This is a genomic window from Rhodospirillaceae bacterium (assembly GCA_018660465.1).
GTDB lineage: Bacteria > Pseudomonadota > Alphaproteobacteria > Rhodospirillales > JABJKH01 > JABJKH01.
This window is the reverse complement of the sequence record JABJKH010000030.1, coordinates 1-15,896: the sequence shown is the minus strand read 5'-3', so window position 1 is coordinate 15,896 and position 15,896 is coordinate 1. Positions and strand designations below refer to the sequence as shown.

General features: G+C 51.6%; 19 protein-coding genes. 9 read left to right on the top strand and 10 right to left on the bottom strand.

Annotation, left to right across the window (positions count from 1 at the left end):
* The 4 genes from HOM51_05700 to HOM51_05685 form a co-directional block, all read left to right on the top strand.
* Nucleotides 1-170 (top strand): branched-chain amino acid ABC transporter permease (locus HOM51_05700; protein MBT5033997.1); only part of this gene is annotated, 170 nt, incomplete at its 5' end.
* Nucleotides 171-1,145, top strand: a complete 975-nt coding sequence (locus tag HOM51_05695; GenBank protein ID MBT5033996.1) for a branched-chain amino acid ABC transporter permease — start codon at nt 171-173, stop codon at nt 1,143-1,145.
* Entirely contained in the window at nt 1,142-1,870 is a 729-nt protein-coding gene (locus tag HOM51_05690) for an ABC transporter ATP-binding protein (GenBank protein ID MBT5033995.1), read from the top strand. The genes HOM51_05695 and HOM51_05690 overlap by 4 nt, the downstream gene beginning before the upstream one ends.
* 4 nt (nt 1,871-1,874) lie before the next feature.
* Complete coding sequence (locus tag HOM51_05685; GenBank protein MBT5033994.1) at nt 1,875-2,591, top strand: ABC transporter ATP-binding protein; 717 nt, start codon at nt 1,875-1,877, stop codon at nt 2,589-2,591.
* A 9-nt stretch (nt 2,592-2,600) separates the two neighbouring features.
* On the opposite strand, the gene HOM51_05680 is transcribed toward HOM51_05685, so the two are convergent.
* The 6 genes from HOM51_05680 to HOM51_05655 form a co-directional block, all read right to left on the bottom strand.
* Nucleotides 2,601-3,836 (bottom strand): MFS transporter, encoded by a 1,236-nt coding sequence (locus tag HOM51_05680; GenBank protein MBT5033993.1) that lies wholly within the window; start codon nt 3,834-3,836, stop codon nt 2,601-2,603.
* A 62-nt stretch (nt 3,837-3,898) separates the two neighbouring features.
* Complete coding sequence (locus HOM51_05675) at nt 3,899-5,191, bottom strand: diguanylate cyclase (GenBank protein ID MBT5033992.1); 1,293 nt, start codon at nt 5,189-5,191, stop codon at nt 3,899-3,901.
* A 40-nt stretch (nt 5,192-5,231) separates the two neighbouring features.
* Nucleotides 5,232-5,960, bottom strand: a complete 729-nt coding sequence (locus HOM51_05670) for an amino acid ABC transporter ATP-binding protein (GenBank protein ID MBT5033991.1) — start codon at nt 5,958-5,960, stop codon at nt 5,232-5,234.
* A gap of 8 nt (nt 5,961-5,968) precedes the next feature.
* On the bottom strand, nt 5,969-7,075 hold the full coding sequence (locus tag HOM51_05665) for an amino acid ABC transporter permease (protein MBT5033990.1): 1,107 nt from the start codon (nt 7,073-7,075) through the stop codon (nt 5,969-5,971).
* Nucleotides 7,075-8,235, bottom strand: a complete 1,161-nt coding sequence (locus HOM51_05660) for an amino acid ABC transporter permease (GenBank protein MBT5033989.1) — start codon at nt 8,233-8,235, stop codon at nt 7,075-7,077. Before HOM51_05660 ends, HOM51_05665 begins: the two co-directional genes overlap by 1 nt.
* Nucleotides 8,236-8,306: 71 nt before the next feature.
* Nucleotides 8,307-9,377 (bottom strand): amino acid ABC transporter substrate-binding protein, encoded by a 1,071-nt coding sequence (locus tag HOM51_05655; protein ID MBT5033988.1) that lies wholly within the window; start codon nt 9,375-9,377, stop codon nt 8,307-8,309.
* A 136-nt stretch (nt 9,378-9,513) separates the two neighbouring features.
* Here HOM51_05655 and HOM51_05650 point away from each other — a divergent pair, with 136 nt between their 5' ends.
* Nucleotides 9,514-10,287 carry a class I SAM-dependent methyltransferase gene (locus tag HOM51_05650; GenBank protein ID MBT5033987.1) on the top strand — a complete coding sequence of 258 codons (774 nt, stop codon included), beginning with the start codon at nt 9,514-9,516 and terminating at the stop codon, nt 10,285-10,287.
* Nucleotides 10,288-10,293: 6 nt separating this feature from the next.
* Here the strand turns inward: HOM51_05650 and HOM51_05645 are convergent, their stop codons facing one another.
* The 4 genes from HOM51_05645 to HOM51_05630 all read right to left on the bottom strand — a co-directional run bounded on the left by HOM51_05645 (nt 10,294) and on the right by HOM51_05630 (nt 12,871).
* Entirely contained in the window at nt 10,294-10,620 is a 327-nt protein-coding gene (locus tag HOM51_05645) for an antibiotic biosynthesis monooxygenase (protein ID MBT5033986.1), read from the bottom strand.
* A gap of 44 nt (nt 10,621-10,664) precedes the next feature.
* On the bottom strand, nt 10,665-11,078 hold the full coding sequence (locus HOM51_05640; protein MBT5033985.1) for a cupin domain-containing protein: 414 nt from the start codon (nt 11,076-11,078) through the stop codon (nt 10,665-10,667).
* Nucleotides 11,079-11,231: 153 nt separating this feature from the next.
* Complete coding sequence (locus HOM51_05635) at nt 11,232-11,912, bottom strand: CPBP family intramembrane metalloprotease (protein ID MBT5033984.1); 681 nt, start codon at nt 11,910-11,912, stop codon at nt 11,232-11,234.
* A gap of 71 nt (nt 11,913-11,983) precedes the next feature.
* Entirely contained in the window at nt 11,984-12,871 is an 888-nt protein-coding gene (locus HOM51_05630) for a hypothetical protein (GenBank protein ID MBT5033983.1), read from the bottom strand.
* A gap of 331 nt (nt 12,872-13,202) precedes the next feature.
* On the opposite strand from HOM51_05630, the gene metC reads away from it, so the two are divergent.
* Genes metC through HOM51_05610 form a run of 4 tightly spaced genes read left to right on the top strand, consistent with a single transcriptional unit; the run spans nt 13,203 to nt 15,834 of the window.
* Nucleotides 13,203-14,372 carry a cystathionine beta-lyase gene (gene metC, locus HOM51_05625; protein ID MBT5033982.1) on the top strand — a complete coding sequence of 390 codons (1,170 nt, stop codon included), beginning with the start codon at nt 13,203-13,205 and terminating at the stop codon, nt 14,370-14,372.
* Nucleotides 14,373-14,384: 12 nt separating this feature from the next.
* Nucleotides 14,385-14,801 carry a phosphoribosyl-AMP cyclohydrolase gene (gene hisI, locus HOM51_05620; protein ID MBT5033981.1) on the top strand — a complete coding sequence of 139 codons (417 nt, stop codon included), beginning with the start codon at nt 14,385-14,387 and terminating at the stop codon, nt 14,799-14,801.
* Between the two features lie 9 nt (nt 14,802-14,810).
* The gene (locus tag HOM51_05615; GenBank protein MBT5033980.1) at nt 14,811-15,431 is read left to right on the top strand and encodes a glutathione S-transferase family protein; all 621 of its coding nucleotides are present in this window, start codon (nt 14,811-14,813) and stop codon (nt 15,429-15,431) included.
* Between the two features lie 10 nt (nt 15,432-15,441).
* Nucleotides 15,442-15,834, top strand: a complete 393-nt coding sequence (locus tag HOM51_05610) for a hypothetical protein (GenBank protein MBT5033979.1) — start codon at nt 15,442-15,444, stop codon at nt 15,832-15,834.
* The last annotated feature ends 62 nt before the right edge of the window (nt 15,835-15,896 follow it).

The following is a 15,896-nucleotide window of genomic DNA, read 5'->3' as shown; positions in this document are numbered from 1 at the left end:
TGGGCGGCATGGGAAGTATTGGCGGCACCTTGGTCGCAGCCATCATCTTGGGCGTTGCTGAAAGTCTGGTCTCCACGTTTTATGGCCCGTCTTGGTCACCCGCGGTTTCGTTCGGCATCTTATTGATCACGCTAGCGGTTCGCCCGTCTGGCCTCTTTGGGAGGCTATAGATGAAAATCAGTCCTTTCTGGCTTGGTGCGACGGGCGTTTTATTGGCGGGCTTGGCGTTCGTCGGGTTCGCCGATAACGAGTTTTATTTCCTCGCCATATACATGGTCATGCAGGCCATGATCATGGGCACCGCGTGGAATATTCTGGGCGGCTTCACCGGATACGTAAACTTTGGTAGCGCCGGATTTTTCGCAATGGGGGCCTATATCGCCGTCGCCTTAGATAAAGCCTTCGGCCTGCCGTTGATTTTTTTAGTGATGGGGTCTGCGGTTGTCTGTGGATTGATCGGTCTGGCAGCGGGCTATCTTACATTGCGGCTGCGCGGCGTCTATTTCGCCATTGCGACATTGGCCATGGCCATCGTCCTGGAAACCCTGGTGGTTCATTGGGAATATGTCGGCGGTGCCGCCGGTGCCTACCTGATCCCGCCAGAGGAAATTCCAATATTCGATAACTACATCGAATACATGTTCGTGTTGATGTTGGTGCTGACCATCGGCTCCGTCGCGGTGTCGCGCTACATTAATATTTCCCGGTTCGGGCGTGGACTGGCGGCAATCCGGGATGATGAAGTCGCTGCCGAATGCGCCGGCGTGCCAACGTTGAAACTGAAACTGGTTTCGACCACAACCATGGGCGCGATGATGGGAGTGGCAGGCGCACCCTTCCCGTTCTTTATCGCTTTCGTTGATCCGATCTCGGCGTTCAACCTGTTGGTTGCGGTGAACGCCATCGCCATGCCTTTGATTGGCGGCAAAAACTCGTGGGTTGGGCCTGTGATTGGCGCCCTCCTGCTCGGCACCACTCAGCAAATTGTGACCGTCACCATTTCATCAGAGCTTAATATCCTGGTGGTCGGTGTGATGCTGGTGATGTTTGTCGCCTTGGCCCCCGAAGGAATTGTCGGCTTGTATGAAAAGGCCATGGCCAAGCGTAAAGCCTCGAAAAAAACGATATCGGAGGGTGCATCATGAACGGCGCACCGCTACTAGATGTCGTCGGCCTGACCAAGACCTTTGGCGGCTTCGTCGCCTTGGACAATGTCAGCCTCCATTTGGAAGAGGGCGAGCGCTTGGGACTGATTGGGCCCAATGGGTCGGGCAAGACGACGATGATCAATTGCATTGCCGGCTCGCTGTTCAATAACGATGGCCAGGTGGTCTTCCAAGGAAACGAAATCCAAACCCTTCCGGCTTTTCAGCGCGCAAAGCTCGGTATCTCCAGAAGCTTCCAAATTCCCAAACCCTTTACCAGCATGACGGTGCACGAGAATCTTCTGATACCTTTGGAATACGCTGCCTGGGATCGCGGAGATCACAAACATATCGATGATCACGCGATGGAAATTTTGGAACAAATCGGCCTGGCTGATCTTGCTCACGAAAATTCTGCAAGCCTGACACAGGTCAATATGCGGAAGCTTGAATTGGCACGCGCACTTGCTGGAAAGCCAAGCCTTCTGGTTTCCGACGAAGCCATGGCAGGCCTTTCGCATTCAGAGGTCGACGAAATTCTAGATATCCTGTTGGCGCTGAATGAGAGCGGCGTTGCGGTGATTATGATCGAGCACATCATGCGCGCAGTGATGCGTTTTTCTGAGCGGATCGTGGTGTTGGACGCGGGACATAAGATCGCGGAGGGCACACCGGACGAGATCGTGCACAACCCAGACGTGGAGAAAGCATACCTTGGCGCATAAACTGATCATCTCAGATGTTGAGTCCGGGTACGGTGCCGTCCAGGTATTGCACGGCATTTCGATAACCGTGAACCCAGGCGAGACGGTTGTCCTGTTGGGATCCAACGGCAACGGCAAAAGCACGCTGATCAAAACCATCATGGGGATTATGCATCCAACGAAAGGTCAAGTCATCTTGGAAATCGATGGCGAGAAAATTGATCTGGCGGGAAAAAGGCCGGCGGAGATTGTTGGCCTCGGCATTGCCATGGTGCCCGAAGGACGGCGCCTGTTCCCGGCCCTGACGGTTGAAGAAAATCTGATCTTAGGGGCCTACCGGAAAGATGCTCGTCCCAAGATCGATGAAAATCTTGAATTCTGTTACGAAGCCTTTCCCGCACTTCGTTCGCGCGCCAAACAACCCGCCGGTTCGATGAGCGGGGGCGAACAGCAAATGGTCGCCGTCGCGCGGGCCATGATGTCTGATCCAAGAATCCTTTTGGTCGATGAACCTTCGGTCGGTCTGGCCCCTATTCTGGTCAGCCGAATGATCGCCAAGATCAAGGAGATGAAGGAACGACGCAATCTAACCGTGCTGATGGCCGAACAAAATTTCAACCAAGCGATCAAGATTGCCGACCGAGGCTACATTATCGTGCACGGCCAAATCGAATTCGAAGGGGCGACCGCCGCAGATTTAGAAAACAACGAGATGATCAAGGAATACTATCTGGGGGCCTAGAAAACAGGGCTACTCCATTCCATTCACATGCCGGTCCCCCGACAAGTCTTTGGGCTTAAGGTATGAAATCGCCACAACCCCGATCACCATAATGACTGCCAGGTGCCCGAACGCCAGGGTCCAGGCAAAGACGCTTTCGCCGCCGGCCAAGTCTAAGATGATGCCGAGGATCAGCGGCCCTAAAAAACCGCCGAAGTAGCCGAGGGTTGAATGTACAGCCAAGGTTGCACCCCGTTGACCGGGCTTAGCACTGCCGGATGCGCCGGCTGTTAACGCGGAGGAATCACCATAAATCATGGTGTTATAGAGCAAACACATGGCAACTGCCGCGCCGTAGCCAATCGCCGCTGACAAACCAATCAGCAACGCCACAACCATGGTCGACAGCATCACCCACAAGACCACGCGTTGACGGCCATAGCGGATGCAGATTTCATTGCCGGTGACACTCGACCACGTCGCCAACAATCCCATGACGAAAGCGACGGACGTTGGGGCCAACAAATCTGGCGCACCGCCAAAGGAAACTGCCGCAAAGGTCAAGAACGTCACCCCCCAGGACCGAAAGGCGAATAGCTCCCACGCATGCACGCAGTAACCCAGCGAGTACGCAAGGGCGGAGCGATTTCTGAAGATAGGTCGGAAATCCAACAATGCCGGGCGTTCTTCTTTCGATTGAACGGCGACGGGGGTTTGATCCGGGATGCCCAACCACATGAAGGCAAAGGCAACCACTGTGCAAATTCCGGCAACACCAAACGCCCAATGCCAGCCCAACCAATCGGCGACCACGCCGGACACCAAGAACGAAAACGCACCGCTGAGCCCGACCCCTGCTGCATGCCAAGACACACCGCGGGTTTGCGCCGTACCTTCCAACCGGTCTGATAGAACTTTGAGCCCCGGCATATAGGTCCCGGCCCAGCCCATCCCTGCCAACGCCCGCAAGATAAACGCCGACCAAAACCCATCGGCAAAGAACGCATAGCCAATGTGCGTCAATGTCGTCAGCGCGACGGAGATCATGTAAATCTTTTTGGCATCGATGCGGTCGGTTAAACTGACCAACACCGGCACCGCCAACACATACGCCCCCGCCCAAACCCCGGTCAGCCACCCGGCTTCCGTATTGCTAAGCGACCACGCCTCAATAAAGACAGGCAATAGTGCCGGCACCGTATACGCCCCAATCTGGGCCAACAGCTGCGCCATGAATACGATAAATATAAGTCGGGTTGGAGACATTGCTTAAGGTGCATTCCCCGAAGCCGCGGGTCAATTCATTTGAAGGAAATAACTATGGGACCTCAGCCCTTCTGCACAACCACACAATTTCGACCGGCTTCTTTTGCTTGGTAGAGGATCTTGTCGGCGCGGTTCAGGGCTTGCCCCAGGTCCTCAGGGATCACGCCGCATTCGATGACGCCGATGCTGACGGTTATGCCGAGTTCGTCTTTGCCTACTTTCAATCGGATGTCTTCACATGCCTGGCGTAGACGCTCGGCCGCCGTGTGGGCTGCTGCAAGATCATCTTCTGGTAAAAGTACGGCAAATTCCTCGCCGCCCATTCGACCGAGAATATCTTGTTCCCGAAACACGCTTCGGCACACATCGGCAAACGTTTTCAAGACCCGGTCCCCCAGTGCGTGGCCATGTGCATCGTTGATCTTCTTAAAATGATCGAGATCCATCGCCAGGATAGAGACGGGGCGGTTATACCGTTTTGCCCGGCGTAATTCATTTTCGCCTTTTTCAAAGAAACCGCGGCGGTTGTCGGCCCCAGTGAGAGAATCAGTCGATGCCAGTTCGACCAAGGCCTCTTCGGCTTTTTTACGTTCGCTGATATCAATCCGTGCGGTACAGACAGTCGGTTGCCCTTCCCAGTCGATTACGAACGATCGGCGCTGCACCCAAAATCGCGTGCCATCTTTCTTCACACAGATGTATTCGATGTTGGATTCTTCTTCATCGCCCTCAAAAATTGTGTGATGCGCTGGATCCGCTGTTTCGGGCGCAATCAATTCACGTGTTGAGTCAAGGTCCAGGATTTCTTGCTCACTGTCGTAGCCATAAAGCTCAACAAATGCCTTATTGGCATAAAGCGCCTTGAAATCACGATGCAACATAATGCCTTGATTGGAATTATCGATCAGAGTTTTAAAGCGTTTCTCACTCGCCTGGAGCGCTTCCTGATTTTCTTTGTCTTCGGTAATATCGTGGACGAACGAGATATAGTTTAGGACGTCTCCGTTTGCATCACGAAGCACTAAAGACTCAACTTCACCCCAGACGATGTGACCCTTCTTATGACGATAGCGCTTTTCAAGAACGTAGCGATCGATTTCGCCCGATCTTAGCTTCCGTCGGCTCTCCAGACTTTCATCCAGATCATCATCAACGGTTAATATTCCATAGGTTTCGTTTAGAACTTCCTGGCGCGAATACCCAACAAAATCACAGAACGACTGATTAACATGGGTGCGAATATTTCCGTCTTCTGAATAGACAACAATGCCCAACGGAACCGTATCAAATACGCTTTCCAGCAGCTCCAAACTTTGCGGGAGCAGGCTATAGGGTTGGGTTGTCGGCTTATTCATCGCGAAACTATAAATTTACCAAATTAAGAATTACTTACAATTAATGCACCAATATCTGGCTGAGGAACGCTTGCGTACGCTCTGATTCCGGGTTTTCAAAGAACGTCGCTGGGGTCGCGCTTTCAATAATTTCCCCCTCGTCCATGAAGACAACACAGTCCGCGACCTGTTTGGCGAAACCCATTTCGTGGGTAACGACGATCATGGTCATGCCACTTTCCGCCAATTCGACCATCACATCTAGGACCTCTTTGATCATTTCAGGGTCTAAGGCTGAAGTTGGTTCATCAAACAGCATCACTTTGGGCTCCATACAGAGCGCACGCGCGATGGCGACCCTTTGCTGTTGGCCACCGGAAAGCTGGCCCGGGTATTTGTCTGCTTGATCGGCGATGTTGACCCGCTCCAACAGCGCCATTCCCCGTTCATCGGCATCTTTCTTCGGCATACCGAGCACCCGGATCGGCGACAGAGTCACGTTATCAAGAACACTCAGATGCGGGAACAGGTTGAACTGTTGGAACACCATACCAACTTCGCGGCGCACCAGTTCTACGTTCTTAAGATCATCGGTTAGTTCGATCCCGTCGATCACGATGCTGCCCTGCTGATGCGCTTCCAGGCGATTGATGCAGCGGATCAAGGTCGATTTTCCGGAACCTGACGGTCCGCAAACAACGATCTTTTCGCCCTTGCCAACGTCTAAGGAGACGTTCTTGAGCACATGGAAGTCACCGAACCATTTATGCAGGCTGGAAATTTGGATCATGGTAATTGTTAGCCCTTGTTGCCTGTCGCCAATTTAACTTCCAGGTGCTGAGAATACCTGGACATGGAAAAGCAGAACAGCCAGAAAATGAACGCTGCGAAGACATACCCTTCGACCGAGAACCCCAGCCAGTGGGGGTTCGTGTTAGCCATCTGCACGACCCCCAAGAAATCGAATAGGCCGATGATCAACACTAACGTGGTGTCTTTGAACAGCGCGATGAAGCTGTTGACGATGCCGGGAATGACCATCTTTAGCGCCTGAGGCAGGACGATGAACCACATGGTGCGCCAGTACCCCAAGCCCAAGGCGTGGGCCGCTTCAACCTGACCCTGAGGCACCGCCTGCAAGCCGCCGCGAACGACCTCTGCCATATAGGCCGATGCGAACAGAGTAACGCCGGCCAAGGCACGCAGCAGCTTGTCGAAATTCATCCCTTCGGGCAGGAACAGCGGGAACATCACCGACGACATGAACAGCACCGTAATCAGCGGAATGCCGCGCCAGAATTCGATAAAGATAATCGCGACACTGCGGATTACCGGCAAATTCGACCGACGACCCAAGGCCATTAATATCCCCAAAGGCAAGCTGGCAGCGATACCGGTTACAGCAATAACCAAGGTTAAGAATAGACCGCCCCAGATGCTGGTCTCAACCGATGCCAAACCAAAGCTGCCGCCTGAGAACAATACGAATGCAACGACTGGATAACCAAGCGTTAGAAACGCGCCGACCCATCCCTTGCGTGGCAGGCCGGGGATCATCATCCAAACCAGCCCAGCAACCAAGATCAGGTACCCCAAGTTAATTCGCCAGAGATCCCCCTCCGGATAACGACCGTACATCAGTTGCTTCATCCATACCTCGATGAAGACCCAACATGCCCCTTCTCGACCGCAGTCCTTGCGACTTTCACCGATAAAGTCCGCGTCAATAAGCGCCCACTGAACTAAAGGTGGTACTGTTAAATAAATCAGATACGCGCCCAGGAGTGTCAGCGATGTATTCACATACGACGAAAAAAGGTTTTGCCGCACCCAAGCGGCAGGACCAACGGAAAAGTTCGGCGGCGGCAAGTCAGGATGTTTTCCGGGGAGATATTCTTCGGCCATCAGGTCTTCCCCTTGAAGGCCGTTCGACGGTTATAGATATTCATAAACATCGCAATTGTTAAGCTGATGGTCAGGTAAACCATCATCGTAATGCCGATGATCTCCACCGCTTGGCCTGCCTGATTAAGTGCCGTTCCGGCAAAGACCTGAACCAAGTCTGGGTAGGCAATGGCGGCGGCAAGTGAAGAGTTTTTTGTGAGGTTTAGATACTGATTGGTCAGGGGCGGTACGATCACCCGCAGAGCTTGGGGAATAATAACGAATTTCAGAACTTGCCCAGGACGAAGACCAACTGCTTGAGCGGCTTCCTTCTGTCCCTTGTCCACGGACTGAATACCAGCACGCACGATCTCGGCTATGAAGGCCGCGGTATAGGTCGCCAGTGCCAGCACAAGGGCGACGAATTCAGGCACCACTGTAATGCCACCTTTAAAATTAAAGCCTTTGAGTTCGGGCACATCCCACGCCAAGGGTACCCCAGATTTCATTGCAGTGATGACCGTCAAGGCGACGGTGATGATCAGCCCCAACCAATGAATGTTAACCGAATGCCCCGTTCTTTCCTTCAATCGCCGCATCCGCCAGGCCAGCAAAGCCCAAGCAACGAGACCCAACACAGTTGAGACAGGAATAACCCAGAAGCCATCTCCGGGAACGGGTGCTGGGAACTGCATCCCCCGAATATTAAGAAAAATCGCATCGAACAGGCTGTGGCTTTGACTCGGACTAGGCAGAGCCCGCAGCACGCCGAAATACCAGAAAAAGATTTGCAGCAGCAGCGGGATGTTTCTGAGCGTCTCAATATACACCGAGGCCATCTTGGCGATCAGCCAATTTGGCGATAATCGCGCAATGCCGATAAAGAACCCCAACGTGGTCGCAATAACAATGCCGATGCTGGACACCAGCAAGGTGTTCAACAATCCGACAAAGAACACCCGACCATAGGTCGACGTTTCTGAATATTCGATCAGGGTCGTATTGATACCAAACCCAGAGGTGTGGTTCCAAAATCCAAACCCAGATGCAATGCCCTGGCGGGCAAGATTCTGAAAGGTATTGTCGGCTAGATACCAGAACAGCGAGACAACAAGCGCCAGCAGGCTCGCCTGATAGACATAGGACCGAACAGTCGGGTCCGTCCAGGGCGTGCGGCTCATACTCTGAGCCGGCACACCCTGGGTCGGTTTATCCGCAGCCACTTTGGCTTCGTCTATCTAAACACGCAGGCTTAGCGCGCAGGCATCGGGTACATCAACCCGCCGTTGGTCCAAAGCGCATTCAAGCCACGGGGCAGTTTCAAAGGCGTGTTCGGGCCGACATTGCGCTCGTACGCTTCGCCGTAGTTACCAACCGCCTTAATTGCCCGGGCGGCCCACTTGGCATCCAGTCCAATGGCCGCACCCAATTTACCTTCAACGCCCAAGATCCGCCTGACCTCAGGGTTTTTGGAAGATGCCATCTCATCAACGTTGGCAGCTGTAATGCCCAGTTCTTCTGCAGAAATCAACGCCATCAGCGTCCATTTCACAACATCAAACCATTGGTCATCGCCATGCCGAACCACGGGGCCCAAGGGCTCCTTGGAAATAACATCCGCCAGAACCATGTGATCGTCTGGTGCTTTCAGCTTGGTCCGCTGCGCAGCCAGACCGGATTGGTCGGTGGTATAGACATCACAGCGTCCGCCATCATAAGCCGCCACTGTTTGATCAGAATGTTCAAACGCCAGGATTTTGTATTCCATCTTGTTGGTACGGAAATAATCGGCGACGTTGAGTTCGGTCGTGGTGCCGGTGTTAACACAAATCGTTGCGCCACTAAGTTTACTGGCTTGAGTCACATTGAGGCTCTTGCGAACCAAGAAGCCCTGACCATCGAAGAAGTTCACGCCGGCAAAGTTTACGCCCAAGGTTGTGTCACGGGTCATGGTCCAGGTGGTGGACCGCGACAGCACGTCGATTTCCTTAGATGTCAGCGCGGTAAAGCGTTCTTTCGCTGACAATGGCGTGAATTTGATCTTGGTCGCATCGCCTAGAACAGCTGCGGCAATTGCCCGGCAGGTATCAACATCCAACCCTGACCAGTTGCCCTTGGCGTCTTGGCTGCCAAATCCTGGTAATCCTTGATGCACGCCACAGTGCAGAACACCGCGTTTTTTCACAATATCCAAGGTCCTGGCGACCTCTGCCATTGCTTTTGGCGCTTCTTTTTTAACTTCTTTCTTCGCCGGCTCATCACAGGCCGCGACGACAAATGCCAAAGATGCGGCCATAATGGAAAACTTAAACGAACGCCTCATAATTTTATTCCTCCCCAATCTTAGTTTAAAAGAACCTGTCTTGAGTGATGTGATAGCATATCTGGGGCGCGAGGCCAAAATAAAGTCAGACCAATGCGGAGTAAAAATGGCTGAGATTAAACAGACCGTCTTAGAGATGATAAATCATCTTTTACAGACTCATCCTGAACTTGCTCCCGTTATCGAACAACTCGCTGCATCAGCGCAGGGCAAAACGAAGGAACAGTTTTACGGATATTACGAGTGGGTTCATTACGGTGGCCTTTCAACCCAGGAAGCGTTCACAAAAATTTACGATGAAAACCATTGGGGGAAATCAGATGATCCGGCCCAACCATTTTATTCAGGTTTGGGCTCTCACGCCCCTACGGTCGTCGATACGTACATTGAAACCATACAGGCATTCCTTTCATCCCTGGAGAAGAAACCAACTGTGGTTGATTTGGGATGCGGTGACTTTTATGTCGGTGCCCAATTGCGTGACTTGTGTGACGATTACATTGCTTGCGACATTGTCGAACCGCTGATTGAATTCAACAAAGAAAAATTCAAATCCCTCAACGTCGACTTCCGCGCCCTTGATCTGTCGAATGATGAATTACCAGCGGCTGACGTCGTCTTTGTTCGCCAGGTTTTCCAGCATCTATCCAATAAAGAAATCCTCGCGTCACTGGATCAGATTTGTTCGAAATACAAATATCTCATTTTGACAGAGCATCTCCCCGGCCAAGAGGGCTTTACGCCAAACCAGGACAAGCCATCGGGCCGCTATAACCGGGTGGCCCTCGACAGCGGCGTCATCCTCACTGAACCGCCCTTCAACCTAAAACCCCTTCAAGAAAAAGTCCTCTCAGAAATTGAGGATGGCAATACGATTATACGAACAACTTTATATCAGTTGTCAGAGTGAACTTTTTCAAATCGACGGGATGACATCCAACCTCTGAATGATGCGTTCGTCCACCAGCGCCTCTGTCTCTTTTATATAGTGGGTAAAATGCGGCGATTGCTGATGCGCCTTAAACGCCTCTTCGGACTCATAAACCTCATAAAGATGCAGCACGTCGCCGCCCTCTTTTTCTCCACTCTCTTCCTTGCCTATTTCGGGCCGAAGAATATGAAAAAGCAAACACCCCGGCTCATCCCGCAAAGCCGAACTCGCATCAACATGGATAAGCGGCAAATAAGCATCGAGACAATCTGGCTTGAGTTTAATTGTTACGAAGATGGCGAAATTAGTCATGAAAACTCCTGAAGTGTTTCTTGGACCCCGTGTTTCCAAAGAGGTCAAGTTTCAGTTTTGATGCTGGCTTCAAATTTATTTTCAGCCTCTTCTGATTCTTTGCCGGCGACACGTTTTAGATTATCGCGCATACCACCGGCGTGAACCGGGCTTTTGACCGTAAAGTAAATGACGGGGCCGTCGACCGCTCGACTTCTGTGATTGACGTTGCGAGGAATGTGAACGATATCCCCCGCTTCGAGCACTCTTTCTTCATCGCCGAGAACAAAGTGCATTTTGCCTTTTATAATGTAGGACCATTGTTCCTCGTCAGAATGAGAATGCAAGGTGCCGCCCTTGCTTTCATTCTTGGTCATTATGGCCGCTTTCATAAACTCCCCGGCGACGGCCCTCATGGTAACATTGGGCAATTCATCCGTCGTAATCGTTTTCATTTCATCGACAATGTAGAACGGCATAAGTCTCCTCCAAGGCGTGCGATGGCACTTATATACGAGTGAATCACCATAGCGCAAAAGGCAAGGCTTGACCCCTTGGCTGTGAGACTTGCCCCCTTGGCTGTGACCCCTTGGCTGGCAATTTCGCGCGTTGGCGGATAGTTTCGCTATGCTTTAAACCGCAACCGTTACCCAAAGATTGTAAATATAGTGAACGACGATTGAAGGTAGAATTGATCCAGTTCTAACATAAAGAAACATGACAACATTGCCGAAGAGGAATGCGCTAGTGAAGCTTGGAATTCCCGCAGAAATATGCCCCAGAGCAAACAATAGCGACGAAAGAAAATAAAGAACAAGATGACTCGATGTGAAATTTTCAATGGCCTTTCGAATTACAACACGATTGCAAATCTCTTCAGCAAAGGCGCCACATGTAAGCCCAATAATAATTTCCAACAGAAACGCTAGCGTCGACATTTGATCCATGCCGACCGTCGGTGCCGCAGTGAAATAGTCAAATACAGGTCCATTTAGATACGGAATTATGTAAAGAGAAATAATGAGCGCAAGAACAGAATAAAGAGAAATTCGAAGTTTAAATACAGATTGGGGATCGCTACTTCGATTCCGAATTTGCAATGATTCCCTGATCAATTTTTGAAACGGCCCATAAGATATTGCAACGATTATAGCCATCGAGAACATTAAAACTCTGATCCAGAACCACTGACTGCCGGACACCTCAAAATGTTCCCAGCTATCCATCACGGTAATTAGGTATAGCGGAAGTAAGACGGCAGCTGCCGCCCACGCATCTATGTTTCGGGAACCGTGAGTTTCCGATAAAATCATCTTCACCTTACCACTGTACAAATTTAATGGATTGTAGTTCCAATTTTAGCCCGCTGAAATTAGTGAAAGTTTCACCATCTATTTTTTGCATCACCATATGATTCTTTTCTGCGACGTTCCCTGACGGGTCTAAACGACGGCCCCCGAACCTTCTGCGAAGAATCAAACATCTCACCTTTCTTCACCTTATCATCCAACGCCCCCTCTAGCGCATACAGTAAAAGTTGGTCAGGGGAGAAGTCTAGTTTTTCTTTGCGGAGGCGGGTCATTTCGCGTTGGACCTGTTTGCCTGCTTTTTCACGTTCTGCCTTTGTCAGTTCTGATTTTGCGCGGCGGCGGATGGTTTCGCTGTGCTTTTCGGCCTTCTCAATTTCGCCTTCGTGCAACTGAAAGGGTTTGTTAGATGGATCGGACTTTCGTTGTTTCTGCGCCTTATTCTTGGTCCCGGATGATTTGGGCGCTGATTCTTTCTGCGAAGGGATATATGTGTTGCCGATCTCGTTGACCTGATCGGTTAGCGAAATAAGCCCTTTCCGTACGACATCTGCATTTTCCGCCTTGCTGGATTTTGCGGCATCGATGTGCATTTTCTCAACCTCGCTGAGTTCCGCCTGTTCATCCCCTGCATTGCGGATGCGATGGTATTCCTTTTTGGCGTCGCGGCGGGCGCGTTTTTGTTCTGGGAGGGTTAAGTAGTTGGGGTCTCGGCGCGCGTCCTCTTCTGCATCGGTAACCTGCCTCAGGCGTTTTTGCCGGGCGACGTCTGCGACTTTGCGCTTGGTCTCTTTCGCCTGATCCGGCAAGGGGGCAGAGTATTTATCCCGCACATTCTGTTGTCGGGCTTTGCGGTCGGCTTCTATGTCCGCGATCTGATGATTTCGTTCTTTAATCTTACGCTGCTGTTCGGCGCGTTTCTTCTTGGAGGGACTTTCGTGTTCGATGGGAAAGGTAAAAGGCATATGGTCAAATCTCCATTCATTGATGAGAAACTTGACCCATTAAGTAGGCGGAAATTAAGTCCCGATGCAAAGCCTAAAATGTTCGCGAACAAAATAAATAAATGTGTCCACTTTGGGTTTTCAACTAAGTCCAAGTATCTAAATGAAGATATGAAATGAAGCTGGACATACTGGACACCTATTTTGTTCGCGAACAAAATAAATTGGTTGATTTTGGTGCAACCACTGATTTTTTCCAAAGGAATTCCCCTCCTCTCGAATTACCACACTGGTAGAGCCAGCAAAAAATCGGCATTATCCGAGCAACAATCTTCTAACGAACGCAGAGCTTATGAAAAAAGATACAAAACTTGGCCATGCTGGCCGTGATCCTAAGGCCAATCATGGCATTGTTAATCCGCCGGTTTATCATGCTTCTACCGTCACGTTTGAAACTGTTGCGGAGTTGAAGACGGCGGAGCAGAACCGTTTCGATATGGTTTATTATGGGCGCTATGGCACGCCGACGACGTTTGCGTTTGAGGAAGCGGTGGCGACGCTTGAGGGGGCGGACAAAACCATTGCCATGCCGTCAGGGCTTGGAGCCATCGCGGGGACCCTGATGGCGCTGCTGAAATCGGGCGATCATCTGCTGATGACCGACAGCGTTTATTATCCGGCACGCAAGTTTTGTGATGTACATTTAAAACAATACGGCATCGAAACGACCTATTATAACCCGCTTATCGGATCAGGAATTAGTGAATTAATTCAAGACAATACACGCGTTTGTTTCACTGAAACACCAGGATCTATTTCGTTTGAGGTTCAAGACGTTCCTGCCATCGCAAAAGCCGCCCATGAGCGCGATGTCCTGGTCGTTACGGATATTACCTGGAGCGGTGGCTATTACTATGCGCCATTTGAGAAAGGCGCGGACGTGTCGATCCAAGCCGCAACGAAATATATTGTCGGTCATTCCGATGCCATGCTGGGCACGATCACAATGCCCGAACGGCTTTATAAAAAGATCAAAACGTCTGTTTCGATGGCAGGCTATGCCGCTGCCCCCGATGATTGCTATCTCGGGCTACGCGGCCTTCGCACCCTGTCGACCCGCCTCGCTCGGCACCAGGAAACCGCGCTCACGCTGGCGCGCTGGCTGGAGGCGCGGCCCGAAGTCGACGTGGTGCTGCACCCTGCCCTGCCCAGTTGTCCGGGCCACGAGACCTGGAAACGCGACTTTTCGGGGTCGTCTGGGCTGTTTGGGCTGGTCTTGAAGGACGGATATTCCGACGCTGCGGTCGCCGCCATGCTGGATGGGCTAGACCTCTACGCCATGGGATTCAGTTGGGGCGGATTTGAGAGCCTGATCATCCCCGCGAACCTTTCCGGCAGCCGCACGGCCGCCCCCTGGCCGCACAAAGGGCAAGTGCTGCGCATCCATGCGGGCTTGGAAGACGTCGATGATTTGATCGCCGATCTAGAGAAAGGGCTTGAACGCCTGAACGCGCAGGCGTAATCCCTGATCATTATGAACAGTGTAAGCACCACCACCCCGACAACCACAATTGATCAAGTACTGGACGCGATCAAATTCAACGACGACGGGTTGATCCCCGCCATCGCCCAGCAGGTCGACACAAACGACGTGCTGATGATGGCCTGGATGAACGCGGACGCGGTGCGGGAAACGCTTAGCACGGGCCAAATTTGCTATTGGTCGCGGTCGCGCGGGCAGCTGTGGCGCAAGGGCGAAAGTTCGGGGCAAATCCAGACCTTGAAGGAATTTCGCTGGGACTGTGATGCCGACACGGTCTTGCTCCTGGTCGATCAAGACGGCGTCGCCTGTCACACCGGGCGGCAGAATTGTTTCTTTAATGCCGTGCGAGAGGGCGAAGTGAGCGTAATCGCCGAGGTTAAAATCGATCCTAAAGAATTGTATAAATAGGGAAATAAAATGCTGAAGGTTTTGGGGCGGACATCGTCTATTAATGTGCAAAAGGTCATGTGGGTCGTTGGTGAGCTTGGGATAGAGGTTGATCAGACCAACATAGGTGGCCCCTATGGCGGCAATGATAAGCCCGAGTATCTGGAGCTTAATCCCAACGGGCGGGTGCCGACCATTATCGACGGCGATCACATTCAGTGGGAATCCAATTCCTGCGTCAGGTATTTAGCCGAAAGCGAAGGCACCGGCACATGGTATCCGAAGACCCTACAGGCCAGAGGCTTCGCCAACATGTGGATGGACTGGGCGACGACAACCATCCACCCGCACATGTTCCCGCTGTTCTGGGGGCTGATCCGTACGGCTGAAGAAGACAAGGACCATGACGCCATCGAGGCGGCTCGCGTTAGCCTGTGTGACGTTTGGGGGCTTCTCGACAAGCACCTGGCGACATCCAAGTTCCTCGCCGGCGACGATATCTCCATGGGCGACATTCCAGCGGCCTGTTTTGCCTATCGTTGGCATACGCTAGACATCGAACGCCCAGACCTGCCAAACTTCCGCGCCTGGTACGATCGCATCGCTGATCGCCAGGCCTTTCAACAACACGTAATGCTGCCACTCGTTTAAGGAACCCGACATGAGTCAAGAACTGGACCGCGACAATATTATTCGCCTGCTGAACCAACTGGGCAGCGATAACGATGAAGAAATCATGACATCGGCCCGTGCGCTCCACGCACAAGTAAGCGACGCCAACGTGGATTGGAATGATCTGCTTGTCGGCCAAACCGAAGCCGATCCTATAGCAGAGGAAGACGAGATTGAAGAAGAGGATACTTCCGAAGAAAGTAATAATGGTGAAGAATTAAGCGATTCAGAGGCCAATAAAATAATAGATAAGATATTATCCAATTCTGATATTTCTGAATACTTGAAAGAAGAGCTCGAAGATTACAAGACAGACATTAAAGAAGGCGAATTTGAAGCTTCCGACCGCAGCTATCTTATCGCCTTAAATAAACGACTTTAGTAGGGTCAGAGACGATCCAGAATTTATTCCCATTTTCCCGGGAGAAATACCCGGAAAATGGG

Coding starts and splice junctions, on each gene's coding strand:
- HOM51_05695 (MBT5033996.1), top strand. CDS start 171: ATGAAAATCAGTCCTTTCTGGCTTGGTGCGACGGGCGTTTTATTGGCG.
- HOM51_05690 (MBT5033995.1), top strand. CDS start 1,142: ATGAACGGCGCACCGCTACTAGATGTCGTCGGCCTGACCAAGACCTTT.
- HOM51_05680 (MBT5033993.1), bottom strand. CDS start 3,836: ATGTCTCCAACCCGACTTATATTTATCGTATTCATGGCGCAGCTGTTG.
- HOM51_05675 (MBT5033992.1), bottom strand. CDS start 5,191: ATGAATAAGCCGACAACCCAACCCTATAGCCTGCTCCCGCAAAGTTTG.
- HOM51_05670 (MBT5033991.1), bottom strand. CDS start 5,960: ATGATCCAAATTTCCAGCCTGCATAAATGGTTCGGTGACTTCCATGTG.
- HOM51_05665 (MBT5033990.1), bottom strand. CDS start 7,075: ATGGCCGAAGAATATCTCCCCGGAAAACATCCTGACTTGCCGCCGCCG.
- HOM51_05660 (MBT5033989.1), bottom strand. CDS start 8,235: ATGAGCCGCACGCCCTGGACGGACCCGACTGTTCGGTCCTATGTCTAT.
- HOM51_05655 (MBT5033988.1), bottom strand. CDS start 9,377: ATGAGGCGTTCGTTTAAGTTTTCCATTATGGCCGCATCTTTGGCATTT.
- HOM51_05650 (MBT5033987.1), top strand. CDS start 9,514: ATGATAAATCATCTTTTACAGACTCATCCTGAACTTGCTCCCGTTATC.
- HOM51_05645 (MBT5033986.1), bottom strand. CDS start 10,620: ATGACTAATTTCGCCATCTTCGTAACAATTAAACTCAAGCCAGATTGT.
- HOM51_05640 (MBT5033985.1), bottom strand. CDS start 11,078: ATGCCGTTCTACATTGTCGATGAAATGAAAACGATTACGACGGATGAA.
- HOM51_05635 (MBT5033984.1), bottom strand. CDS start 11,912: ATGATTTTATCGGAAACTCACGGTTCCCGAAACATAGATGCGTGGGCG.
- HOM51_05630 (MBT5033983.1), bottom strand. CDS start 12,871: ATGCCTTTTACCTTTCCCATCGAACACGAAAGTCCCTCCAAGAAGAAA.
- metC (MBT5033982.1), top strand. CDS start 13,203: ATGAAAAAAGATACAAAACTTGGCCATGCTGGCCGTGATCCTAAGGCC.
- hisI (MBT5033981.1), top strand. CDS start 14,385: ATGAACAGTGTAAGCACCACCACCCCGACAACCACAATTGATCAAGTA.
- HOM51_05615 (MBT5033980.1), top strand. CDS start 14,811: ATGCTGAAGGTTTTGGGGCGGACATCGTCTATTAATGTGCAAAAGGTC.
- HOM51_05610 (MBT5033979.1), top strand. CDS start 15,442: ATGAGTCAAGAACTGGACCGCGACAATATTATTCGCCTGCTGAACCAA.